Annotated in this window: 20 protein-coding genes and 1 tRNA gene; 3 read left to right on the top strand and 18 right to left on the bottom strand. The window is 32.0% G+C overall.

The genetic code is table 11. The annotated features are described in order from the left end of the window. Window positions 1–33 precede the first annotated feature (33 nt). From nuoM to fabB, 17 genes are all read right to left on the bottom strand, one after another. A complete protein-coding gene (gene nuoM, locus M9394_RS00765) occupies window positions 34–1,575 on the bottom strand; it encodes an NADH-quinone oxidoreductase subunit M (protein WP_250250111.1) in 1,542 nt (513 codons plus the stop codon). An 82-nt stretch (window positions 1,576–1,657) separates the two neighbouring features. Then, window positions 1,658–3,544, bottom strand: a complete 1,887-nt coding sequence (nuoL, locus tag M9394_RS00770) for an NADH-quinone oxidoreductase subunit L (RefSeq protein ID WP_250250113.1) — start codon at window positions 3,542–3,544, stop codon at window positions 1,658–1,660. Further along, on the bottom strand, window positions 3,541–3,843 hold the full coding sequence (gene nuoK / locus M9394_RS00775) for an NADH-quinone oxidoreductase subunit NuoK (RefSeq protein ID WP_250247316.1): 303 nt from the start codon (window positions 3,841–3,843) through the stop codon (window positions 3,541–3,543). Before nuoK ends, nuoL begins: the two co-directional genes overlap by 4 nt. Beyond that, complete coding sequence (gene nuoJ, locus M9394_RS00780; protein WP_250247315.1) at window positions 3,840–4,391, bottom strand: NADH-quinone oxidoreductase subunit J; 552 nt, start codon at window positions 4,389–4,391, stop codon at window positions 3,840–3,842. The genes nuoK and nuoJ overlap by 4 nt, the downstream gene beginning before the upstream one ends. 33 nt (window positions 4,392–4,424) lie before the next feature. Further along, window positions 4,425–4,967, bottom strand: a complete 543-nt coding sequence (nuoI, locus tag M9394_RS00785) for an NADH-quinone oxidoreductase subunit NuoI (RefSeq protein WP_015344732.1) — start codon at window positions 4,965–4,967, stop codon at window positions 4,425–4,427. 27 nt (window positions 4,968–4,994) lie between these two features. Further along, window positions 4,995–5,966 (bottom strand): NADH-quinone oxidoreductase subunit NuoH, encoded by a 972-nt coding sequence (nuoH, locus tag M9394_RS00790; RefSeq protein ID WP_250248035.1) that lies wholly within the window; start codon window positions 5,964–5,966, stop codon window positions 4,995–4,997. Then, window positions 5,966–8,725 (bottom strand): NADH-quinone oxidoreductase subunit NuoG, encoded by a 2,760-nt coding sequence (gene nuoG, locus M9394_RS00795; RefSeq protein WP_250250115.1) that lies wholly within the window; start codon window positions 8,723–8,725, stop codon window positions 5,966–5,968. The genes nuoH and nuoG overlap by 1 nt, the downstream gene beginning before the upstream one ends. Window positions 8,726–8,841: 116 nt before the next feature. Then, window positions 8,842–10,173: an NADH-quinone oxidoreductase subunit NuoF gene (gene nuoF, locus M9394_RS00800; RefSeq protein ID WP_250250118.1), complete on the bottom strand. Its 1,332-nt coding sequence runs from the start codon at window positions 10,171–10,173 to the stop codon at window positions 8,842–8,844. Continuing rightward, a complete protein-coding gene (gene nuoE, locus M9394_RS00805) occupies window positions 10,170–10,691 on the bottom strand; it encodes an NADH-quinone oxidoreductase subunit NuoE (RefSeq protein ID WP_250250120.1) in 522 nt (173 codons plus the stop codon). Before nuoE ends, nuoF begins: the two co-directional genes overlap by 4 nt. A 13-nt stretch (window positions 10,692–10,704) precedes the next feature. After that, complete coding sequence (gene nuoC, locus M9394_RS00810) at window positions 10,705–12,483, bottom strand: NADH-quinone oxidoreductase subunit C/D (protein WP_320411732.1); 1,779 nt, start codon at window positions 12,481–12,483, stop codon at window positions 10,705–10,707. Between the two features lie 49 nt (window positions 12,484–12,532). Then, window positions 12,533–13,243, bottom strand: a complete 711-nt coding sequence (locus tag M9394_RS00815; RefSeq protein ID WP_250247307.1) for a NuoB/complex I 20 kDa subunit family protein — start codon at window positions 13,241–13,243, stop codon at window positions 12,533–12,535. After that, a complete protein-coding gene (gene ndhC, locus M9394_RS00820; RefSeq protein WP_250247520.1) occupies window positions 13,209–13,622 on the bottom strand; it encodes an NADH-quinone oxidoreductase subunit A in 414 nt (137 codons plus the stop codon). The genes M9394_RS00815 and ndhC overlap by 35 nt, the downstream gene beginning before the upstream one ends. Before the next feature lie 740 nt (window positions 13,623–14,362). Further along, window positions 14,363–15,637 carry a bifunctional tetrahydrofolate synthase/dihydrofolate synthase gene (folC, locus tag M9394_RS00825; RefSeq protein WP_250250122.1) on the bottom strand — a complete coding sequence of 425 codons (1,275 nt, stop codon included), beginning with the start codon at window positions 15,635–15,637 and terminating at the stop codon, window positions 14,363–14,365. 65 nt (window positions 15,638–15,702) lie between these two features. Further along, window positions 15,703–16,587: an acetyl-CoA carboxylase, carboxyltransferase subunit beta gene (gene accD, locus M9394_RS00830; protein WP_250247303.1), complete on the bottom strand. Its 885-nt coding sequence runs from the start codon at window positions 16,585–16,587 to the stop codon at window positions 15,703–15,705. A gap of 356 nt (window positions 16,588–16,943) precedes the next feature. Next, entirely contained in the window at window positions 16,944–17,720 is a 777-nt protein-coding gene (truA, locus tag M9394_RS00835; protein ID WP_250250124.1) for a tRNA pseudouridine(38-40) synthase TruA, read from the bottom strand. A gap of 500 nt (window positions 17,721–18,220) precedes the next feature. Further along, complete coding sequence (locus M9394_RS00840; RefSeq protein ID WP_250248039.1) at window positions 18,221–19,345, bottom strand: 4-phosphoerythronate dehydrogenase; 1,125 nt, start codon at window positions 19,343–19,345, stop codon at window positions 18,221–18,223. A 219-nt stretch (window positions 19,346–19,564) separates the two neighbouring features. Continuing rightward, window positions 19,565–20,779, bottom strand: coding sequence for a beta-ketoacyl-ACP synthase I (gene fabB, locus M9394_RS00845; protein ID WP_250250126.1), 1,215 nt, complete (start codon window positions 20,777–20,779; stop codon window positions 19,565–19,567). An 803-nt stretch (window positions 20,780–21,582) separates the two neighbouring features. On the opposite strand from fabB, the gene prmB reads away from it, so the two are divergent. From prmB to M9394_RS00860, 3 genes are all read left to right on the top strand, one after another. Further along, the gene (prmB, locus tag M9394_RS00850) at window positions 21,583–22,497 is read left to right on the top strand and encodes a 50S ribosomal protein L3 N(5)-glutamine methyltransferase (protein ID WP_250250127.1); all 915 of its coding nucleotides are present in this window, start codon (window positions 21,583–21,585) and stop codon (window positions 22,495–22,497) included. A gap of 24 nt (window positions 22,498–22,521) precedes the next feature. After that, window positions 22,522–23,586, top strand: coding sequence for a chorismate synthase (gene aroC, locus M9394_RS00855; protein ID WP_250247292.1), 1,065 nt, complete (start codon window positions 22,522–22,524; stop codon window positions 23,584–23,586). A 307-nt stretch (window positions 23,587–23,893) separates the two neighbouring features. Continuing rightward, window positions 23,894–23,965: transfer RNA gene (locus M9394_RS00860), tRNA-Arg, on the top strand. 403 nt (window positions 23,966–24,368) lie between these two features. On the opposite strand, the gene M9394_RS00865 is transcribed toward M9394_RS00860, so the two are convergent. After that, window positions 24,369–25,604 (bottom strand): Nramp family divalent metal transporter, encoded by a 1,236-nt coding sequence (locus M9394_RS00865; protein ID WP_250247519.1) that lies wholly within the window; start codon window positions 25,602–25,604, stop codon window positions 24,369–24,371. Between the last annotated feature and the right edge of the window lie 204 nt (window positions 25,605–25,808).

The following is a 25,808-nucleotide window of genomic DNA, read 5'->3' on the forward strand; positions in this document are numbered from 1 at the left end:
ATAAATTAAGATCCTATTATCGTTATAATGTAATCACATTGAACAGTTATATTCTTTTAAGAAAATATAAAGATCGTGCATTGTCGTATATGAAACATTTAAAATATATTGCGGAAAAAAACCAATTAAAAAAATACATGACAACAACGTTATAATAATATTCTTTTCCCGTAGTGTCATATTTCTTAATAACCTGCTTTTATTAACTCTGGGAACCAATATTGGACCATAATATACGCGTTGCATTAAAATAAGAGAATAAATTGATGATAATATTATCCCAAAACAAGCTATTATTGTAGTTATAGGTGCTGATTGAAAATTACCAAACAAAATCGTCACTTCTCCTACAAAATTTCCAGTACCAGGTAATCCAAGTGTTGCTGCTGCGAAACATAAAGAAAAAGCAGGAATTAAATGCATGCGACTCCATAATCCTCCCATCACACGCATATCTCGAGTATGTGTCCGCTCATATAATTGACCACAAATTATAAACATTCCAGAAACAGACAAGCTATGAGAAATCATTTGTATCACAGCACCCTGATATGATAAGTGAGTACCACTATAAATTGCGATCAATACAAATCCCATATGAGATATACTAGTATATGCAATTAAACGTTTAACATCAGTTTGTGCGAATGCCATAAAAGCTCCATAAAAAATATTTACCAGACCCAAACCCATAGCAATTGGGGCAAAAGATTTTGAAGCACAAGGAAATAACGGTAAAACAAATCGGAAAAATCCATAAGCCGCTGTTTTTAATAAAATTCCTGCTAAATCGACTGACCCAGCAGTAGGAGCTTGACTATGAACATCAGGCAACCAAACATGAAAAGGAACGATTGGCATTTTTACTGCAAAAGCAAAAAAAAACCCCAACATAATTAAATATTCTGTATTCACTGGCAGCAACATATTCAATAAATCTTGATAATTAAACGACCACACACCATGTATATCATGATGTATAGAAACAAGAGTAATAATAGAAATTAACATAAATAATCCGCTAAATTGAGTATAAACAAAAAATTTAATAGCAGTATTAATACGACCGCTTCTATTAACCTCTTTGTGTCCCCACAAAGATATCAAAAAATACATCGGAATAAGCATTATTTCCCAGAAAAAAAAGAACAAAAACATATCAATTGATAAAAAAACACCAATAACTCCACCTAAAATCCATAATAGATTAAGATAAAAAAGACCGTGATAACGCTGAATCTCACACCAAGAACATAACACTGCCATGCATCCTAAAAATCCAGTTAATGTCACCATCAACAAAGAAAATCCATCCAACGCTAAATGAACGCTAATTCCAAATCTTGGGATCCAAGGATATACGTATTCTAATTGCCATTTAGGAAATACATGTTCTGTTGGATGCGCATTTAATAGATCATGGCACTCATACTGCCATAAAAAAAAAGTAGTAATGAATGTTATGCTCATTCCAGATAAAGCAACCCAACGCGGTACCCAACATCCAATACGTTCTGACTGCCAACATAACAGTCCAAAAATAAAAGGAATAAATATTAAGATAATTAATAACATATTATTTTTGTTTTTCTCGATAAAACATATACATTAAATATTTGTATTTCCTCATATTATAAACCAATAATGCTACACTGATTTACAGACGATCATAAATTAATATCATGATTAGTATCATAACTGCCCCTATGTTCATCGATATTATGTACCAACTGAGTTTACCATTTTCACTACATATCAAACCATTCTTAAGCCAACATAATAACGATACGATAACATTCACGATTACATCAATTGGATCAGAATAAGATAATTTTTTTGTTATAAATAAATATGGCTTTATAAATATCAATTTATAAAGCCAATCAAATCCCCATCCATAATAACATAACAATACTATATATCGTTCTACTACTTCTGTTACACGAGGCCTAATAATCTGTCTTGTAATTATACGCAAAGAATCCATCCAAAAAATTGATGCCAACCAAATACCAAGCATTACTAAAATCCCCGATATTATTTCAAGATATATTTGACTATAATTATACACCTCGCCAACGTTAGTAATTATAGTATCTGTTAACAACGGTAATTTTATCCATCCACCAATAAACGTCGATAACAATAACAATAAGATTAAGGGTAAATTTTGAGCAATTTTATTACATACACGTGGCTCTATTTTTTTTTCACCATGAAACACAACAAAAATCATTCGGAACGTATAAATAGGTGTTAAAAACATTCCTATTAATCCAGATAACAAGAAAAAATAATCATGATTAGTTAGTGTTTTTAACATGATCATTTCTTTTGAATAAACTCCAGCAGTAATGATAGGCACTCCAGATAAAGATGCTCCACCTATTAAAAAACAAACATAAATTAAAGGTATAAATTTATATAACCCTCCCATCTTAAAAATATTTTGTTCATATCTGCAAGCGTAAATTAATGAACCCGCAGATAAAAACAACAACGCTTTAAAAAAAGCATGTGTTACTAAATGAAACATAGCTGCATCCCAATGTTGACCTCCGAGCGCTAAAAACATGTATCCTATTTGACTTATAGTAGAATATGCTAAAATTTTTTTAATATTGCTTTGAAATAACGCTGAACAACTAAATAAAATCACAGTTAATGAACCAATAATACCGGTCAAATACAAAATACTTGGAGTCATTAAAAAAAATTTATTCATACGAATTATTAAATACACACCAGAAGTGACCATAGTAGCTGCGTGAATCAATGCCGACACTGGGGTTGGACCAGCCATAGCGCTGGTTAACCAAGTTTGTAAGGGTAACTGAGCTGATTTACCTATTGCTCCAATAAGTAACATAACAGATATCCATGTGATATCATTAAAAATATGACACGATAAATATTTTAGTTCCAACGTTAGTAATTTACTAAAACTCAAGGTATGATATTGATCATAAATCATGAATAACGCACATACCAAACATATGTCTCCAAAACGAGTAATAATAAATGCTTTCAAAGCTGCTATTCCATTCTTAGAATCAGAATAGTAAAATCCAATTAATAAATAACTACACAGTCCTACGCCTTCCCATCCAAAATACATCAATAACAAATTATCTGAAAGCACCAAAAGCACCATATTTGCCATAAATAAATTAGTGTAAGCAAAAAAACGAGAATATCCTTCACATTCACTCATATACCAAGCGGCATATAAATGAATGATAAATCCAACACCAATAATTACTGATAACATGATTAAGGACAACCCATCTAATCTAAGTGCTACAGTAATACATAAGGTATTAATAATAAACCAGGTCCAAAGTTCCTGTACAAACATAAAATTAACGTCATTACTGGAATTGCAATAAAAATTAAATATGACGTATATAGCAACCAACGCTGATACACCTACCGTGCCTACTCCTATTATAGCAGAAGTATTTTCTGACCATTTTCCTTGAGAAATAGCTAACGTAATGAATCCTAATAGCGGAAAAAGTATAGTTAAAAAAAGTAAATTCATCCGCGCATCTCACTAATATTATCAATATGCAATGTATGATAACGACGATATAACTGAAGTAATAATGCTAAAGAAACTGCAGATTCAGAAGCAGATAAAGTAATTACTAAAATATACATAACCTGACCATCTGATTGCCCCAAACAAGATCCTACTATCACAAATGCTGAAGCAGCAGCATTAATCATAATTTCTAGACCCAATAATATAAACAATAAATCACGTCTTATTATTATAGCTATTAAACCTAACATAAATAAAATTATAGATAAACCAAAAGCATGCGATAAAGGAATCATATTTTATATTTTTGTAATTGAGTTGAATCAATACAATCATCAGATTGTGTATGTTTTTGAGACAAATGAAAGACAGAAATCAACGCACCTAATAATAAAAATGACGCTAGTTCTACCATTAATATATATGGCCCAAATAATACAACACCAACTTGTTTTGAGTCTATTATTGAGTTGTTTACATTTATCACATCATCTTTTAATCCAAAGGATATGTACAGTAAAATCGCAAACAAAGTACCTACCAACAACGCAGAGCCACAACATAATATGGGGTTTAAAAATTTACTTTCTTTTTGTATACCAAATATAATATTTTTCGTATTAAGCATCATTATTGCAAATACGAATAAAATCATGATAGCTCCGGCATAAACAATAATTTCCAAGGCAGCAGCAAAAGATGCGCCTAAAGAAAAAAAATTGCATGATATAGATAAAAAGGAAACTATTAAGTATAATAAAGCACGCATTGGATTATAATGCAATATTACACATATCGTAGACAATATCGCTATAATTCCAGAAATATAAAATAGAACCATCATACTACATTCCTCTTATGAACCATCACCTTAAAATTAGGGCAATATGTTTTTAACATTTATAGGCTTTGATTCTTTTATCGCGTCCCCCTTTTTTTTATCCAATATTTCCTTACCAGAAAATTGATAAAAATCATACTCTAAATATTTTCCAGGACCCGATATTAATAAATCAGACTTTTCATACACTAAATCATGTCTTTTAAAATCACTCATTTCAAAATCTGGAGTTAATTGAATAGCTGCTGTTGGGCATGCCTCTTCACACATACCACAAAAAATACATCTAGAAAAATTGATTCTAAAAAATTTTGGATACCACCGACCATCTGTAGATTCTCCTTTTTTCAAAGAAATACACCCTACTGGACAAGCTACAGCGCATAAATTACAAGCTACACAACGTTCTCGACCTGAAGAGTCTCGAGTCAATACGATACGACCACGATATCTAGGTGATGGAATATACGGAACTTCAGGATACATCCGAGTTTCACGTTTACTAAATGCTTGCATTCCTATCATCCAAATACTACGTAATATAGAACCAATATCTATAAAAACCTTTTTTAACTTCATCATAATATATTTAACCTATATTAATAATTATAATAAAATAACAACAGCAGTACTTAATAAATTAAACAACGTCATCGGTAAACAAATTTTCCAACCTATCAACATAACTTGATCGTAACGTGGACGTGGTAACGCCGCACGTATCAATATAAACAGAATCAACAATAAAAAAGTTTTAGTAATAAACCAAATTACAGGAGGAAACCAAGGTCCCTGCCACCCTCCAAAAAACAGTGTTACAATGAATGACGCAATGACAATCATATTGATATATCCAGAAATAAAAAATAAACTAAACTTAATACCAGAATATTCAATATGATAACCATCTGCCAACTCTTGTTCTGATTCTGGTTGATCAAATGGATGTCTATGACACAAAGCCATACCCGCTAAAAAAAAAGTAATAAATCCTACAAATTGAGGAATTATATTCCACAGATATAATTGATCTTCAACTATATTTTTTAAATTAAACGATCCAGCTTTAGCAACTACACCCATTATAGATAAACCTAAAAACACCTCATAACTAAGAGTTTGAGCTGCAGCACGCACAGCTCCAATTAAAGCATATTTATTGTTGCTTGCCCACCCCGCAAGCAACACTGAATAAACCATTAATCCTGACATCATAAGAAAAAATAATATACCAATATTGCAATCCCATATTATCCATGTAGGCGTAAAAGGAATAATCAATACACTCATTAATGATGAAATAAAAGCTATCACTGGGGCTAAAACAAATACAATACGATCAGAAAATGGAGGGATCCAATCCTCCTTGAACATAACTTTAATTAAATCAGCGCATAATTGTAATGAACCATGCCAACCTACTCTATTAGGACCATAACGATTTTGAAACAACGCCAATAACCTGCGTTCTAAAAAACTCATGTATGCACCACAAGCGACTACCACTAACAAAATAATTACCGCATGAAAAATGGCGGAAAAACAATGTTCCGTAATAATTTCTGACGAACCAGACATCACAATAATACTCCTTGAACATCTTGCGCATACATACCAGATAAAAATAAAGGAATATCTGGAAAACCTAAAGGTAATCCAATATGGCCTGTAGGTAAATTAGTACTAAATTTGATCGGTAAACATAAAATTTGATCAGCACATGTAAATTTAAGCAACATATTTTTTTGTATTTTTAGTTGCAACGCATCTAATTGATTGAGCATTACATAAGGATTTGGCATACAATCTTGAATACACTTAGATCGCTGAGAAGTTTCTTCACTACCAAATAAATGCCAATAAGGTACTATCAACCACCGATCAACATTTTTCATAATTTTAAAAGATTGAGGAATCATATTAAACCAATTCAATGTTGAACCATTATCAGTGTGTAATACACGTATTCCCGGATTACCAGAATACAAATTCTCACCTACTTTATCTTGAAATTTATTCCATGCTTGTGGAGAATTCCATCCCGGAGCCCATGCAAACGCCACTTGTTTATGAAAAGATTGAACATTATGATTACCTTCCATAGAAAAAGAAAACATCGTATCATCATCTTGTGATATATAAGGTTCGTGTACATCAACATTAGCATACATCGCTGTACGTCCACTATAACGATGCGGTGCACGAGCTAGTTTTTGTCCATATATACGAAAAGATGCGTCCGGAGATGCCTGTTTAATTCCAATTAATTTTGGAAAATAATAAATAATAGCATCTATAATCTGATCAATATGCAAATTTTTTTTTCTAATATAATTTATATAGCAATCATGTATCAAATATAACCATCTCCAACTTTCTAAAATAACTGTATTTTTTTTATAACTTTGTGGCTTATATAAGCGAAAAAACCTTTGTGCACGCCCTTCGTAATTAATCACAGTACCATCGCTTTCAACAAAACTAGAAACTGGTAAAACTAAATTTGCTTTCTTTTGAATCAGAGTACATTGATGATCTAATACAATTAAATAATTAACCTTATTTAAAGCAACATCAACTTGATTTGCCTGTGCATGACGATACAAATCACTTTCTAAAACAATTAAACCAACGGATGAAGTGTCGGTACTACAAATATCTACAAGAGCAGCATCGAGACTTTTTTTACCTAACATTACTAAACCTATGCTATTTACTTCTCCTACGATAAAAGTAATCCCAACTTCACTCCCGCGATTTTTTAAAGCACGAGCAATATTTGCTGCTGAAGCAATTAATTCTTTACTACCTGCATTACTTCCTGAAATAATTAATGGCTTGTGCGCTTCCATTAATTTTTGTACAACTATATCTAATTTTTCATTCAGTTTAGAATCAAAATCTTTAACTTCGGGAGCAGTATGATCTAACGCGTGAGCAATAGCAAAACCAAACCGTGCTTGATTTTGTACTGAATCATAATATGTTAATATAGCAACATCGTCTAATTTAGTCTTGTCAACTCCAGTTATCAATATATTATTTTTAATACCTTGAGAGCTATTTATAATAGCCGCAGATTGCCAATCAAAAATTCCTTGATCCCCCGCGTCTTTACGCGCTTTCCCTTTAACTACCTGACGTATCGACAGTGCTACTCGTGCTCCAGTTTGAGTTAAATCCTCTCCTAATATTAACACTGTATCATAACTTTCTACTTCACGTAACGACGGAACTTGAATACCACTATTACACAATATTTCAATTATTAATAATAATCGCTCTTGTTCGAGATTATTAATCCCATTATAAAAATTATCTGGTCCTACCAATTTTAACAAAGAAAAATTGCTTTCCATGCTGGCGCGAGAAGATCCAATACCAATTATCCTGTTACAATTATATTTTAATCCATTGGCAGCCTCTTGTATCGCTTGTCTTTCATTCAACACAACCCAATTATCACCTTGCTTATTTGATGGAATTTTAGGTCTATTATCAATATTAACGTAATTACATCCAAACCGGCCACGATCACATAAAAAATACCCATTAATATTGCCATTATAGCGATTTTCAACACGACACAACTTTCCGTAACGCTCACCTACAATAATATTACATCCAACGCTACATTGTTGACAAATACTCGGCGCAAAAATCATATCCCATTTACGGGTATAATTTTGGGACTGTGTTTTATCAGTAAACACTCCAGTAGGGCATATCTCTATTAAATTTCCAGAAAACTCACTTCGTAACATACCATCTTGTACTCGTCCAAAATAAATGTTATCATGCACCCCGAATACCCCTAAATCATCACCGCCAGCATAATCATTATAATAACGTATGCAACGATAACAAGTAATACACCTATTCATTTCATGCCCAATAAACGGTCCCAAATATTGATTATAGTGTGTACGCTTATTAAACCTATAACGACGATATGTTTGTCCAACCATTGCTGTCATATCTTGAAGATGACAATTACCTCCTTCCTCGCATATTGGACAATCATGAGGATGATTAATCATTAACAACTCCAATATACTCTTTCTAAATTCTTCTACCTCATCATCAAAAATAATAATAGAACTACCATCTGCTACTGGTGTCATACAAGACATCACCAAATGACTTTTTGTATCTTTTATTGCGTTACCAAAATGCTGTTGTTTTACTGCACATTGCCTGCAAGCTCCAACACTGCCTAAAGCAGGATGCCAACAAAAATAAGGAATGTCAAATCCAAGAGACAAACATGTTTCCAGTATATTTTTTGAATCTTCCACTGTATACTTTTTCCCTTCTATATAAATAGAAATCATCATTTTAATATACCAATTTTATATTTTGTTGGTGCCTGAAAAAATTTAAAAATCATCAATGTACATTATTTATATTGAACATATAATATGATTATATTTATTTTGTGATAAAAAATTTTTTAATTAATTTGCACACAAGTAATACGATTAGGTTCCTGTTTATAAAATTTATAAATACCCAATTCAAATTCATTTTTAAAATATTTTAAAGCACTTTTCAAAGGTTCTATAGCTCCTGGGGCATGAGCGCAAAAAGTCCTTCCAGGTCCAAGTACACAACACAATTTCTCTAATAATTCTATGTCTCCAGGCCTGCCATCTTTATTTTCCAAAGAAATCAATAATTTTACTATCCACGGTAAACCATCTCTACAAGGAGTACACCAACCACAAGATTCTCGTGAAAAAAACTCTTCTAAATTACGCACTAAAGACACCATATTTACGGTATTATCTATTGCTATTGCCATACCAGTTCCAAATCTACTGCCAGAAATAGCAATATTATCAAAATCCATAGGTGTATCTAAATGATCTTTGGTTAAAAAATCTGTACTTACACCCCCAGGTTGCCATGCTTTTAATCTAAAACCAGGACACATTCCTCGAGAATAATCTTCTAAAATTTCTCTAGCAGTCGTACCAAAAGGCAGCTCCCAAACCCCTGGGTTTTTTACTCGACCAGAAAATCCCATTAGTTTTGTACCTGAATCATTACTTTTTTTAGAAGAAATGTTTCGATACCAAGTGGCCCCATGTTCAATAATTCCTGGAATATTACATAACGTCTCAACATTATTGACACATGTAGGTTTTCCCCACAATCCTACATGACTTGGAAAAGGTGGTTTAGCACGCGGCACTGCTCGACGACCCTCTAAAGCATTAATCAACGCTGTTTCTTCTCCACAAATATATCTTCCAGCTCCTGTATGTAAGAATAACTCAAAATTGAACTCACTATTCAATATGTTTTTACCAATCAATCCAATTGACTTAATCTCAGCTATAGCCCGAGTTAAATATTTCGCCACGATTATGTATTCATATCTTAAAAAAATATACGCTCGTGACACCCCTAAAGCATAACTTGAAATTAATATACCTTCTAATAATAAATGAGGCAATCGTTCCATTAAAAATCGATCTTTATAAGTTCCTGGCTCCATTTCGTCTGCATTACATACTAAATAACGAGAGCAGCCTGACTTACTTTGAGACATCATGGACCATTTTATTCCGGTAAGAAACCCCCCACCGCCACGACCTCTTAAACCTGAATTTTTAACTAATCCAATAATCTCTTCTGGAGACATTCGAGTAATTGCTTTATACGCAGATCGATACCCATTTTTAGATGTATATTCATGCAACCATACTGGTTGTTTATCGTCACGCATTCTCCATGTAAGTGGATTATTTTCTGCGCTAACATCATAAATATTGTTCATAAATACTGTCCTAACAATTTTGTAATTGTTTCCGGAACTATACAAGAATAAATATCTTTGTCTATCATAATGACTGGAGCTTTATCACAAATACCTAAACAACAAGTAGGCAATAAGGTAAAGCGATGATCTGAAGTTGTATTACCCACTTTAATATTCAACAGATATATTAAAGTGTTTTTGATTTTTTCACATCCAACCAAGTAACATACCGCACTATCACAATACCTAATGATATGTCGACCTACCGGCTGACGAAAAATTTGATTATAAAATGTCGCGACACCTTCTAGATCAGCGGCAGAAATACATAATATTTTAGCAATAAAAATAATTGCTTCATCTGGTACCCACCCATGATTTTTTTGAATAATTTTTAACGCTTCAATAGAAGCAGCGCGCATGTCCTCATAATGTGTACATTCTTCTTGAATAGCATTACATTCTTCTTGACTTAATTGAAAAAAACTATTACTACTTAAACTAGTAGGCGTATCATTAATTTTAATATTACTCATATTTCTCCATTTATTAACGATCTACATCAGACATAACAAAATCAATACTACCTAAATACACAATTAAATCAGATATTAAACTACCACGAATAACATGTGGAATCTGCTGTAGATGAGGAAAACTAGGAGTACGAATACGAGTACGATAACTCATAGTATTCCCATCACTAATTAAATAATAACTATTAATACCTTTTGTGGCTTCAATCATTTGAAAGGACTCATTAGCTGGGATAACAGGACCCCATGATACTTGCAGAAAATGAGTAATGAGAGTCTCTATGTGTTGTAGGGCGTATTCTTTCATGGGAGGAGTTGCTAAAGGGTGATCTGATTTAAATGGGCCTATTGGCATGTTCTGCAAACATTGTTCCAAAATACGTACACTTTGATATATTTCTTCTACTTTTAACATTACTCGACTGTAAGAATCGCTGATTCCATTTCCTATTGGTACATCGAAATCAAAATTTTCATATCCAGAATAAGGCCGTGACTTACGTATATCAAATTCAATGCCAGTAGCACGCAATCCTGCTCCAGTTACTCCCCAATCTAATGCGTCCTTGGCATTATATGCGCCAATACCACACGCTCGTTTTTTAAATATACTATTTTCTAATGTTGACTTAACATAAAAAGAAACACGATGTGGAATCCAGTCAAGACATTTTCTTAATAAACACTCCCAACCTCTAGGCAAATCATGAGCAACCCCCCCAATACGAAACCATGCCGGATGCATACGAGATCCGGTAATTGATTCAATAACATCATAAATCTTCTGTCTGTCAGTGAACGCTAAAAAAACTGGAGACATAGCACCTACATCTTGCAAATAAGTGCTAATATACAACAAATGGCTATTAATTCTAAATAATTCAGACAACATAATGCGGATCACTTTTACTCTATCCGGTACTGCAATTCCAGCAAGTTTCTCGACAGCTAAAATATAGGGCATTTCATTGACACAGCCCCCTAAATATTCAATGCGATCAGTATAAGGAATGTAACTATGCCAAGTTTGTCGCTCTCCCATTTTTTCAGCACCTCGATGATGATAACCAATATCTGGAACACAATCTATAATTTCCTCTCCATTTAATTGTAAAACAATACGAAACACTCCATGCACTGAAGGATGATTAGGTCCTAAATTAAGAAACATAAAATTTTCATGTTTACTATGTCTATGCATTCCCCATTCTTCGGGTTTAAATAATAATCCTTCCATTGCTAAATCTTCTTTTTGTTTCGTAAGAGTAAAAGGATTAAATTCTGTAGCACGAGCTGGATATTCTTTGCGTAACGGATATCCATTCCAGTTTTTTGGCATAATTATACGCGTTAAATTAGGATGTTTATTAAAATGAATTCCAAACATTTCCCACGTTTCTCGTTCATACCAATTCGCATTTGCAAACACAGACACTATTGTGTCTACGTATAGAGATTGCTCTAGCAAAGGAACTTTTATTATTATATCATCATTACGTAATATAGAAATTAAATGATAAAACACTGTAAAATCTGATTCTGGCAATCCTTCACGATGTATACGCAACCTTTCATCTATACCATGTAAATCATATAACATAATATACGGTTTTGACGTTGTTTTTAAAAATGTCAACACCGGGATTACCATCGCACGTTTGATCCAAATTATTAAAATTCCAGTATGAGTAGGTTGTAGCACAAAGTCCACAGAACTGAATGCAGAGAATAAATCATCTAATATCGGGTAAATATTGTTAATTAAAGACGCACCTGTAGAATCATTACGCATCATATCTACCAACTAATGATAATTATTACAAAAACTCTTAAAACTTTGATTATGCCTCGCCGTTTTGTTTTGAATATACATCAAGTTCATCATCTGGAGAAGATAAAATAGTTTCTGCTGTGCGAGTATTATGTTTACATTGACGCTCTGACTCCATATTTCTTCTATATATCCCTTTATCTCCCAACACCCAAGAAAGTGGACGTCGTTCTTCATTAATAGACTTTTTTAATAATAACAACCCTTGAATATACGCTTCAGGTCTAGGTGGGCATCCAGGAATATAGACGTCCACAGGAAGAAATTTATCTACTCCTTGCACCACAGAATAAATATCATACATACCTCCAGAATTTGCGCAAGCCCCCATAGAAATCACCCACTTAGGCTCTAACATTTGATCATATAATCGTTGTATTACTGGCACCATTTTAAGAAACGGAGTACCCGCTATAACCATAAAATCCGATTGACGAGGAGATGCGCGTAGCACTTCTGAACCAAACCGTGCAACATCATGTATTGCAGTGAACGCGGTAGTCATTTCAACATAACAGCAGGATAATCCAAAATTATAAGGCCATAAAGAATTGCCTCGTCCCCAATTGACAATTTTATGCAAAACAGCACTTAATTTTCCAAAAAAAACATTCCGTTTAATATTCTTTTCTAACGGATCTGTCACAATCTTCTTTTCTTGAAGAGGATATTGCTCATCTTCACTATTATCTGTTCGAGCTGTTGTTAAAGTATATTTCATATCTGCTACCTTGTATTGTTTTTTTTAAATATCTCGAAGTATCAATATCAAAACAATCTACACAATGGACATATCGGGATGATTGGTCCATCCAATCAAACATACCAATTCGTATCAAATATACTAAACTTACTAATAAAATAAAAATAAAAACAAAAATCTCACTAAACCCTACCCAACCCACATCTCGTACAGATATAGCCCAAGCATACACATATATTCCTTCTACATCAAAAATTACAAAAAACATCGCAATTAAGTAAAATTTAACAGAGAATTGTATTCTAGCATTCCCTATAGATTTAATTCCCGACTCAAATGGTACATTTTTAGAACGTGAACTTGAACGTCCTCCCAGAAAATATCCACAAGACAACATAAAAACACATAAAAATAAGATACCAACTATAAATGCTATTAAACCCCAATGATAAGTATCACACAAATTATATACCTGATTTTTTATTATTGAACACTACGTTTACATCAAATTATAAGTTTAACTACTATAAAACATAAACATTCAAATTTTTACTATCACATTTCATTAAAAATGTACTCATGACGACATACTTAATAATTTATTTCATGAATCTATAAAACTATTTACTATAGCCATTTTAATTCAGTACAAGTTAAAATTAAAAATGGTACAAAATTCCACACATACTATATTATACAACACAGTTGGCGGTATGATTCTGCATACTATATAGTAATCAGTGTATCTTTGCATAGAATATATTATAAATAGAACATATATAATATATATTACAGCGATCATAAGTATAAAACATAAATTAAATTAACTAAAATTCAAAATTCAATATACTACTGATTGCATTCTCTAAAAGAATGCAATTTCCAAACAAATAATCACAAAATCATAGGAAAACAATTTCTCTAAATTTATTTAATTAATTTACGATCAAATTTCTGACACATACAATTTATATACAACTGAAATATCTAACGACCTAAGATCATTAATTTTTAGTTTTCTATTTTCTACTTGTATTAATATTAAATAATTAATGTAAACCTATTTAATAAAAAGAACATCAAATTTCATAATTTCCTAACACTGATCAGCATATACACCAAAATATAAATTTATAACTATTTCATTATATTTCTCATAATTGGACTGACAGCGTGAAAAGATCCAAATACTAAAATGCAATCATCACATGATGCATCTAATACAGATTGATTCCAAGCATCTAATATATTACTAAATCTCTGAACATTACAATTCAACAAACAACCAGATAGTTCTACAGAACTCGCAGAAAAAGGGACATTTAAATCAGAACAATACCAAACGTCAACTAAATGACTTAAACAACATACGGTACCTTGAATATCCTTATTTTTTAACATTCCTATGACCATTCTCACTTTACCTGTCCTTCTTTTAAGAAGGACAGGTAATCGTTTAGTTAAATAATTAGCAGCATGAGGATTATGCCCTACATCTAATATTGCAAGCGGGCTACGAGCAACTATTTGAAAACGTCCTGGCAACGTAGCTACTTGTAACCCATAGCTTATTGCTGTTTTATCCACCAAAAAAGGTAACCAATATAATACACTTAATGCTGTAGCGGCATTTTCTATTGGGATTATAGGTAGGGGTAAATCATATAATAATCTACAATCATTAGAGCACTCCCGCCACATCCACTTATTTCCATAAACACGAAAATTCCAGTCCCTTCCACGAGCAAACAACATTGCTCCGCAATATTGCGCCATTTTGCGCGCAATTACTGGAAAACAACTTTCACCAATTACTGCTGGTTTGTTAAAACGAAAAATACCTGATTTTTCCTGTGCAATCATATCACGATTTATACCTAAAAAATCAGTATGATCTATTGCAAAATTAGTAATTACAGAAATATCAGGGTTGACAATATTTGTAGCATCTAATCTGCCGCCTAATCCAACTTCAAGAATAACTAAATCTAATTTAGCTCGCTTAAATATATACAAAGCAGACAAAGTAATAAATTCAAAATAAGTTAATGCAATTTGATGACGTGCGGACTCTATAACAGATAATGCTTCAATATGCATGCTATCTGGAAGCTCTTTTCCACACACTCGAATCCGTTCATTATAAGAAAGTAGATGAGGAGAAGTATATAAACCAACTGTATTATTATTATTTAATAAAATAGTTTCTAATAAACAACATGTTGTACCCTTACCATTTGTACCTCCAACTAGTATAACATACTCTGCAGGATGTATTAAATCAAGATCAGTAGCTATTTTTCGTACCCTATCGAGATTTAAATCAATTAATACATGACTTAAAGATTCAATATAATTCAGCCATTTTCCCAGAGATGATTCCGCGGTGGGAGTATGAAAAATTTTATTCATATTTTACACAATTTTAATTATTGTAGTATTTTTGCATGGATATAAATTAATAAAAATACAGGCATCTATTCGACACAATGTCTGTAATCACCTTTTGGTATTGGTTGTTGAGTTAACTTGGCTAATAACCCTGCTACTTTAAATCGTAAATCTGGTCTACGTACAATTAGATCAATCGATCCTTTTTCCAACAAAAATTCACTGCGTTGAAATCCCAACGGTAATTTTTCTCGAACTGTTTGCTCAATAATCCTAGGCCCAGCAAATCCTATAAGTGCTTTTGGCTCAGCAATATTCAGATCGCCTAACATAGCTAAGCTAGCGGATACTCCTCCCATAGTAGGATTAGTTAAAACAGAAATATATGGTAAACATCGCTCATGTAAATTAGCTAACGCGGCACTAGTCCTCGCCATTTGCATTAAAGACATAAGAGCTTCTTGCATACGAGCACCACCACTTGCAGTAAAACAAACTAACGGACACCTAATTTTTAAGGCTTGATTTACTGCATGCACAAAACGAGCTCCCACTACAGAAGACATCGATCCGCCAATAAAAGCGAATTCAAAAGAAGCAGCGACAATCTTCATGCCATATAAAGTACCCTGCATAACTATCAATGCATCTTTTTCTTTTGTTATTTTTTGTGCTGAAATTAAACGATCTTTATATCTCTTCGAATCTCTAAACTTTAAAACATCTTTGGGTTCAAATTCACTTCCTAATTCAGATGTACTTCCTTGATCTAAAAAAGAAAACAAACGTACCCTCGCTGCAATTCTCATATGATGATCGCATTTAGGACACACTTCTAAATTACGTTCTAACTCTTTTTTATATAACAATTGGCCACAATTATCGCACTTAGTCCATATTCCCTCTGGGATATTTATTTTTCGGGTGGGTATAATGGTACTTTTATTAAGAATTCGTTCAATCCAACTCATTTTTAACCTTTAAAGTTTTAAAGAAATTAAATATGCTTAACATATATTCACTGCTATAAATATTAATAATTCCATGTTCACAAATTATTTATAAAAAAATAAATCCATTATTAAAATATAGCTTAATAAAACTACCGCCCTCATTGATACTAATATAGTATGTCGAATACTATGCCATATACAATTATTTTCATATACATATTTTGCGAAATATAATAAAAATAATTCAATCACATGAAGACATCTTATAAAAATAATTAAAAAAATATAATTTATTTCGCATTAAAACATAGATTCATAGAAATATATGCAAATATGATAATAATGCAAAACAAAATGCAAAATATTTATGTGCACTACAGTTCTTCGATGAAAGAAGAAGGGATAGAAAAATCTGAAGGATATTTAACTTCCACCAAATATAAACCACTAGCTGGAGCTGTTACACCAGCTAGTGATCTATCACAATTTTCTAACAACTCTGCAATCCATGTTTCTGGTTGCTCCCCACAACCAACTTTTACTAAACTACCTACAATATTTCGTACCATACGATACATAAAAGAATTAGCTTTAATATCTATCACAATACATTGACCTTTGCGTATGATACGTATATGATATAATTTTCTTCGCGCTGAATGTGATTGACACCCTGCGGCACGAAACGAAGAAAAATCATTTTCTCCTAATAAATACTGAGCAGCATCACACATTTTATTGATATCTAAATATTTTTTATAATGCCAAGTTTTTCTAAATAACAAAGCAGATCGTATACAACTATTATTGATAATATAACAATAACGACGAGAAATGGCGCTAAAACGAGCATGAAAGTCTTTATGTACTAGTCTAGCCCAGCGTACGCAAATACTTGACGGCAAATAACGATTCATACCCAATGTCCAGGCTGATTTTGAGCACCGAGAATAAGTTTCAAAATGAACAACTTGCCCCAAAGCGTGTACTCCAGAATCGGTTCTGCCCGCGCAAAATACCGTTACTGACTCAGCTGTTATTTTTTTTATAGCGTTTTCTATGTAACTCTGGATACTTGGCACATCTCTTTGTCTTTGCCAACCGCAATACCAAGACCCATCGTATTCAATGCCTAAAGCAAATTTTTGCATTACACTGCAACTTTTATTCAAATATGTGATGAATCTATATGAGATTAATACTAATTACATGAGTTCTAATTAAATATAAAGATACATAACGGATATTTTATTTTAATAAAAACAATACATACACATACAACACAAGCTAATTAAATTCAATAACAATGGAACCACAAAGCACAGTGGTTCATAATCTATATCTTCAAGATAAAAATATCGTAAAATCAGCGCGTAATAACTATTAATGAAAAATCAATATACTGTATGTCATTCTTATCAACAAAAAAATATAAGCGCTTATCTACTATACATAAAAATAGATATACCTAACTCAGCAGAATAAATGTACAAAAACACTTTTCAACATATATAGACAATAATCCTTAAAAAATGCTTGTATACAAAAACTCTTTACCCTAAACATACAGTCATAACCCACTCAATATGCATTACAATACAAAAACTAGTAAACATGGACGCAATACAACAACACATATGCGAATATAATTTTACACACAACATACATTAAAACCTAACTTAGTTAATATTTCATTATTAGAATCTATGTATGTTTCTACGCGTAATGAAGACCACTCTCTACGAGCTAAATAGTGTTTACGTATCTTGTCAAATCCTCCTGATTTAGCAGCAAATCGTCTTAATATAATGTCATCATATTGTATGTTATACACAAATTTAACCAATTTATATAACAACATTTCATCTATTTCTTTCTGAACTCTTAAATAAGAAATCACAGAGGGATCCAACGCAGATAAATTAATTACATTAAAAATATTAAAAATATTACAGTACGCGTTATATATTTGTACAATACTACGTGTTTTGCTTTCAGTAGAGTATCCAGCAATGTGAGGGGTCCCTATATCCACATAAGATAACAGAGGTAAAGATAATTCTGGTTCTGTTTCCCACACATCCAATACCACATTTAATTTTTTACCGTTTTCTAAAACTTTTAGTAAGGCATTGTTATCTATTACAGAGCCTCGGCAAGTATTAATTAAAACACGATTAGAAGGCAAGGCCTCTAACACATCAATATCAACCATATGCCATGTAGGATGATCTCCATAATAAATTAAAGGAGTGTGAAAGGTTAAAATATCTGCTTCAGCAACTAATGTTTCAAAAGACTTCCAGGGTTTACTTGAGTTTATTTTTTCTAATGGCGGATCGCACAACAAAGTATGTATACCGAAGTTACGTAATCTCTTATTCAACAAACTACCAATATGTCCTACCCCCACAATTCCAACAATTTTGTCGCGCAAAAAGAATCTACCACGCTGTGCCAACCAAAGTAATGCTGAAAACACATATTCTACTACTGCTACAGCATTGTTTCCTGGAGCATAAACAAAATTAATGCCATATTTTTTTAAATAATTTTGATCAATATGATCAACTCCAGCGGTTGCAGTACCCACAAATGTTACAGAACTATCATCTAATAATAGTTTATTGACTTTTGTCACTGAACGTACTATCAAAATATCTATATCTCTTACATCTTTATCAGAGATAACACGTCCTTCACAAATTGTCACTGTGTTATATAAACCAAATAATTTATAAATATGTGGTATATTTTTATCAGCTAAAATTCTCAAATTAATCCTCCAAACAAATTACTATATGTAAAGATTAAAATAATCATAATAACTACTCACCACGCTTGTATGCTTTCATCATATCCGATCATATAAGTATAATATAAGTTTAAAAAACGCCCCTGAATATTCACATTTACAACTATATATTGTATTTTGTATGTGTAAAATACAATATACGGCACTAAACCTTATATAACCAAAATATTGAAAAAACATTCAGGAATATTTACTCATAATTAATGTAGCATTTGTTCCTCCGAACCCAAAACTATTAGTCATGGCTGTTTTTAATTTACGATAAACAGGATTATTAACAACAATTCTCATATTTTTCATATATGGATCTAAATGATCAATATTAATACTTGGAGCGATAAAATTATGTTTTAACATTAATAAAGTAAAAATAGTTTCATGAACTCCAGCAGCACCTAATGAATGACCGGTCATTGACTTAGTAGAAGAAAAAGAAGGATGTTGATCGCCAAAAATTTCACGAATAGCCCAAATTTCTTTGATATCACCTATTTGAGTTGATGTACCGTGCACATTAAGATAATCTATCGAACCGCCAACATTTCTTAATGCCATTTTCATACATCGAATTGCTCCTTCTCCAGAAGGAGCAACCATGTCACATCCATCGGACGTAGCTCCATACCCAACAATTTCTGCATAAATATAAGCTCCACGACTTAAAGCATGCGTTAACTCTTCTATTACAACTATCCCTCCGCCTCCCGCAATTACGAACCCATCTCTATTGATATCATAAGGACGAGATGCTCTTTCTGGTGTCATATTATACTTCGTAGATAATGCACCCATAGCATCAAATTCACAAGCCATTTCCCAACATAATTCCTCTCCGCCTCCAGCAAAAATAATAGATTGTTTTCCTGATTGAATTAATTCAACCGCATTTCCGATACAATGTGTAGATGTGGAACAAGCGGAACTGATAGAATAACTAACCCCACGAATTTTAAAAGAAGTAGCCAAGCATGCTGATACGCCTGAAGCCATAGATTTAGTGACCATATAAGGACCCACTCCTCTCAAACCACGCAAACGCATTCCATTAGATCCAGAAACTTGATTACGTGGGGATCCCCCTCCGGATCCGACAATCAATCCTGTTTGATCATTAGAAACCATACCTGCAGATAATCCAGAATCTATTATGGCCTGTTCCATAGATAAATAAGTATAAATAGATGCATCACTCATAAAACGAGCAATCTTACGATCAATTAATCCTGATGTATTAAGTTTAATATTACCCCAAACATGACTACGCATGCCAGATTCTTCTAATTCTTGAGAAAAAGTGACTCCAGATCTACCACTTTTTAAAGAAACCAAAACTTCATTCTGATTATTTCCAATACTTGATATAATCCCTAAACCAGTGATAACAGCGCGTTTCATTTTTTATATACCTCATGATAATAATGTTTTGTAATATCAAAATCGTACTAAACCTTAAACATATCTACTTAAAATGTTAAATCGTACGGTAAAAATTATTAACATAAGAAAGAACTCAATAATTTACAAACCCAATCATTACTTATTTAAATATTTTAAAAGAATATTCTATTGATCTTCAGGATATATCCCTTTAAATTGTAATCCAACATACAAAAATGTATTATTTGACTATTTAATAGTTATTTATACCGTTATAATATATGACAGTATCAAGCGCATACTAATATAATTAGATATAATGTGATTTAATCATCAAAGTATACTGTTTCAAAATAAATAGCACTACATCTCATAAAACAAAAAATCGTAACACATTTATGAAAAATATAAACACAACAATTATAGTTCACTGAAAACATAAACATATATTTATAACTGGTACTGATTTTGAATCAAAATGTTGTATTAATTACAAAGCATATTCAATGCAATTGAATTACATATGCATAAATTAGTAAGTTAAATAACTTATAATCAACATATAACTACAACAAAGTACAAAACCATATATAAAGTATCTATATATACAGTCAATAAATACTAATACGTAATTACATGATAACCATTCTCATATTATACTTTTATTAAACTAGCTATAACATAGATATCACTATGTGTACAATCTGTACATAAATTACAAAAATATAATACTTTAATTTTTAATTATAAAACAAATTACACTCTCACACACAATAACTTTACAGATCTGTATATGAATATAATCACAGGAATTACAATCCATGAAGAACGTAACTAAAGAAACACTGACAGAAATTCATACTATATTAGACATATTACGTTGGAGTAGCAGTCAATTTAATGCTAACCCAATTTTTTACGGGCATGGTACTAATAATTTTTGGGACGAAACATTACATTTAATACTACCTAGTATATACTTACCTATAAATATTCCAACCCAAATATACCAAGCCCGTTTAACCTCGAGAGAGCGCTCTAAGATAATCAAGTTAGTTAACTATCGCATAAAGAAACGCATACCAGTCCCTTACTTAACTTGTCAAGCATGGTTTTGTGGTTTAAAGTTTTATGTAGATAAACGAGTATTTATTCCTCGCTCTCCAATTGGAGAGCTAATTACATCATGTTTTAATGATCTATTACCCCAGTACCCATATCGTATTCTTGATATGGGTACTGGCAGCGGATGTATCGCTGTTGCAATCGCTACAGTTTACCCAAAATCTGAAATAGATGCAGTAGATATTTCCATCGATGCATTAAAAGTAGCTGAACACAATATTAAACTATATAATTTAGAACATCGTGTTTTCCCTATTCATTCCGATTTATTTAGCAATTTGCCACAATTAAAATATGATCTAATCATAACTAACCCTCCTTATGTAAAGAATTCGGATATATATAAATTACCGAAAGAATTTCATTATGAACCTATGATATCATTATCTGCAGATAATGATGGATTAAAGATAATTCAAAAAATACTAATGAACGTTATGCATCATTTAAATACAAATGGAACTTTAATATGCGAAGTAGGTAGTACTAAAATGGCATTAATAGAGCGTTATCCAAATATACCATTTCGTTGGTTGCGTCTTTCTAACGGAGGAAAAGGTGTATTTATGTTAACTTATGAGCAATTATTATCTTTTGATAACACTGAATAGTCAACAATTAAGGAAATTTTAATAATGGCTGGTAATAGTATTGGGCAATTTTTTAGAATTACAACATTTGGAGAATCACATGGATCTGCATTAGGTGGTATTATTGATGGAGTACCTCCAAGCCTTCCTTTAACAGAAAAAGATCTACAATACGATCTAGATCGTAGACGTCCGGGTTCTTCTCGTTATACTAGTCAGCGATCAGAATTAGATACAGTAGAAATTTTATCTGGTGTCTTTAATGGAAAAACAACAGGTACTAGCATAGGATTAATCATCAAAAATACTGATCATCGGCCTCAAGATTACGAAAAAATAAAAAATCTATACCGACCTGGGCATGCTGATTATACTTATGAAAAAAAATACGGTTTTAGAGATTACCGTGGCGGAGGACGTTCTTCAGCACGTGAAACAGCAGTACGAGTAGCAGCAGGAGCTGTTGCTAAAAAATATCTATTTAATAGAAAAAATATAAAAATTCGTGGATTCTTAGCACAAATGGGCGATGTTCATTGTAATTTAAAAGATTGGCGGCAAGTCGATAACAATCCATTCTTTTGCCCTGATATTGAACAATTAACTGCATTAGATACATTAATAAATAATTTACAAAAATCTGGAGACTCTATTGGCGCAAAAATAACAATAATAGCAGAAAATATACCAATTGGTTTAGGTGAACCTGTATTCGATCGACTTGATGCTGATTTAGCTCATGCATTGATGAGTATTAATGCAGTAAAAGGCGTAGAAATTGGGGATGGATTTTCAGTTATTACTAAACGTGGTAGCGAACATCGAGACGAAATGACATTAGATGGATTTGATAGCAATAATGCCGGAGGAATATTAGGAGGAATTAGCAATGGTCAACCAATAATCATGCATATAGCCATTAAACCAACCTCAAGCATAACAGTACCAGGAAAAACCATTACACGTGAAAATGAAGAAACACACGTAGTTACTATAGGACGACATGATCCTTGCATAGGAATTAGAGTAGTACCCATAGCAGAAGCTATGGTGGCGATTGTTGTCATGGATCATCTACTTAGACAACGCGCACAATGTGAAAAAATATAATAATCCAAAATAAAATATAGGATTAAATTAAAAAATAAATACATATATATTTACTAAAAACCAATTGCAATATTTTTACAATTATTCATGCAAAATCAATAATAAGTAGATATAACGTTATGTATATTAAATCAATAAAATCATTTTTTAACAAATTTCACATTTTAAAACAGTTCTATGCCCATGTGTATCTCTTTTTATATATCAAGACATCTATCATTTTGCAGTATCCAAAAACGCACAAATAACATACATGGATTTATGTTTATTAGAATGTAATAATAATTTGAATGTATGATTTTAACAAGTCTTCGTAGTTAAAAGGATATAACGAGCCTCTCCTAAAGGCTAATTACAGGTTCGATTCCTGTCGAAGACACACAGTTATATGATTATATAACTCGATATTAAATACACTCAAATAAGTGTATAATGCAGTAAACATAACCTTGTTTCTTATTAAATTTACAACTTTAAAATAGATATTTTATACCACAATTTCCTATTAAATACAATAATATACGATCGTAAGATATACTTATGGGACAAACACATAAATATAAACAATTATAAAAATTAAATAATTAATAATTATATGTTTTCTCTAAAATAGAGACAAAAGAATTTATAACTAATGTTTACCTCTACATATAAATCTATAAAGCGTTTTATTTAATTAAATTAAAACAAATTTTAATGATAACGAAAACACACATAATGAACCACTACACGGTAAAACAGAAAATTTTAACAGCAATCACCTACATTAACTTCTTGATTTATCAAATAATAATACCAATTAACAAATATATATTCAAAATTATTACTACTATTGTTATTAACCAACCAATTAATTTAATCCATAAAGAATTCACTAATTCATTCATTAATTTAACATTTCCAGTGAATACTAACAACGGTATTAACGCAAGCGCAATTCCAAAACTAAGTAGCACTTGACTCATTATTAAAATACGTGTGGAATCAATTCCAAAAGAAATAACTATAAATGACGGCAGCATGGTAATAACACGGCGCAACAACAAAGGAATATGAAAACGAACAAAGCCTTGCATGACCACTTGACCCGCCAAAGTACCTACTACTGTTGAAGATAATCCAGCTGCTGTTAAACTTAAACCGAAAACTATAGCAGCAGTATGATTTAACAAAGGAGACAATGTTAAATAAGCTTCATCTAAATTAGAAATGCCAGTATATCCGCCATAATGAAACACCGCCGCTGCAGTAGCCATCATAGATAGATTTACAAAGCCAGCAATAGTCATTGCGATTGCGACATCCAATTTTGTAGAAGAATATCGCTCCGATCTACTTGCGGTAATACTCTCATCTTGAGTAAGAGAAGAATGTAAATAAATAACATGCGGCATAATTGTAGCACCTAACACCCCTGCTGACAAAAACACTGCTTCTCTATCTGGAAGTATTGGAAGTAACATGCTCATACCTAACATAATAAATTTAGGTTTTGAATAAAAAAGTTCAATAACATAAGCAATTGCAACAAAAAATAACAAACCTCCCACAACAAATTCTAATGGTTTTTTTCCATATCTTTGTAAAGTTAAAATTAAAAAAGTAATCAATCCCGTTAATAATGCACCTTGTAATAAAGGTATACCGAGCAATATTTTAAATCCAATAGCAGCTCCAATAAATTCCGCTAAGTCTGTAGCCATAGCAATAATTTCAGCTTGAATCCAATACATCCATACCACTGATCTTGGAAATTGATCTCGAATATGTTCTGCCAAATTCTTACCAGTAGCAATACCTAATTTTGCAGAAAGTAATTGAATTAGCATAGCCATTATATTTGCCCATACTACAACCCACAGCAACTGATAACCAAAAGTAGCTCCAGCTTGTATATTAGTTGCAAAATTTCCAGGATCGATATATCCGATAGCAGCTATAAAGGCGGGACCAAGCAACGCGAATTTGATTTTTCTTGTAGAACGATGTTCCGCTACTGAATCTTGCTCATTTAGCATACCGGCAATCCTCACAGAATCATCTTATTCGAGCTTATTTTATGTACATTAAACAAAGTAATTGTACTATAATGGGTATATATAATTAGCGATCGAATTTGAAGATCTAATTTCACTATAGATGGTTATGTTTTTGAATACAAATAAGTATAGCATAGGCTAACTTTTTAAATTATATTTTTTTTAAATCTATTAATTATCTTT

The sequence above is a fragment of the Candidatus Blochmanniella camponoti genome, from assembly GCF_023585825.1.
Taxonomy (GTDB): domain Bacteria; phylum Pseudomonadota; class Gammaproteobacteria; order Enterobacterales; family Enterobacteriaceae; genus Blochmanniella; species Blochmanniella camponoti.

Bases quoted from the DNA above. Each gene is read 5' to 3' on its own strand.
- ndhC (WP_250247520.1), bottom strand. From the start codon at position 13,622: ATGTTGTCTTGTGGATATTTTCTGGGAGGACGTTCAAGTTCACGTTCT.
- M9394_RS00815 (WP_250247307.1), bottom strand. From the start codon at position 13,243: ATGAAATATACTTTAACAACAGCTCGAACAGATAATAGTGAAGATGAG.
- accD (WP_250247303.1), bottom strand. From the start codon at position 16,587: ATGAGTTGGATTGAACGAATTCTTAATAAAAGTACCATTATACCCACC.
- nuoF (WP_250250118.1), bottom strand. From the start codon at position 10,173: ATGAACAATATTTATGATGTTAGCGCAGAAAATAATCCACTTACATGG.
- nuoE (WP_250250120.1), bottom strand. From the start codon at position 10,691: ATGAGTAATATTAAAATTAATGATACGCCTACTAGTTTAAGTAGTAAT.
- fabB (WP_250250126.1), bottom strand. From the start codon at position 20,779: ATGAAACGCGCTGTTATCACTGGTTTAGGGATTATATCAAGTATTGGA.
- nuoG (WP_250250115.1), bottom strand. From the start codon at position 8,725: ATGATGATTTCTATTTATATAGAAGGGAAAAAGTATACAGTGGAAGAT.
- nuoM (WP_250250111.1), bottom strand. From the start codon at position 1,575: ATGTTATTAATTATCTTAATATTTATTCCTTTTATTTTTGGACTGTTA.
- prmB (WP_250250127.1), top strand. From the start codon at position 21,583: ATGAAGAACGTAACTAAAGAAACACTGACAGAAATTCATACTATATTA.
- M9394_RS00865 (WP_250247519.1), bottom strand. From the start codon at position 25,604: ATGCTAAATGAGCAAGATTCAGTAGCGGAACATCGTTCTACAAGAAAA.
- nuoL (WP_250250113.1), bottom strand. From the start codon at position 3,544: ATGAATTTACTTTTTTTAACTATACTTTTTCCGCTATTAGGATTCATT.
- truA (WP_250250124.1), bottom strand. From the start codon at position 17,720: ATGCAAAAATTTGCTTTAGGCATTGAATACGATGGGTCTTGGTATTGC.
- aroC (WP_250247292.1), top strand. From the start codon at position 22,522: ATGGCTGGTAATAGTATTGGGCAATTTTTTAGAATTACAACATTTGGA.
- nuoC (WP_320411732.1), bottom strand. From the start codon at position 12,483: ATGCGTAATGATTCTACAGGTGCGTCTTTAATTAACAATATTTACCCG.
- nuoK (WP_250247316.1), bottom strand. From the start codon at position 3,843: ATGATTCCTTTATCGCATGCTTTTGGTTTATCTATAATTTTATTTATG.
- folC (WP_250250122.1), bottom strand. From the start codon at position 15,637: ATGAATAAAATTTTTCATACTCCCACCGCGGAATCATCTCTGGGAAAA.
- nuoJ (WP_250247315.1), bottom strand. From the start codon at position 4,391: ATGATGGTTCTATTTTATATTTCTGGAATTATAGCGATATTGTCTACG.
- nuoH (WP_250248035.1), bottom strand. From the start codon at position 5,966: ATGTCTGGTTCGTCAGAAATTATTACGGAACATTGTTTTTCCGCCATT.
- nuoI (WP_015344732.1), bottom strand. From the start codon at position 4,967: ATGAAGTTAAAAAAGGTTTTTATAGATATTGGTTCTATATTACGTAGT.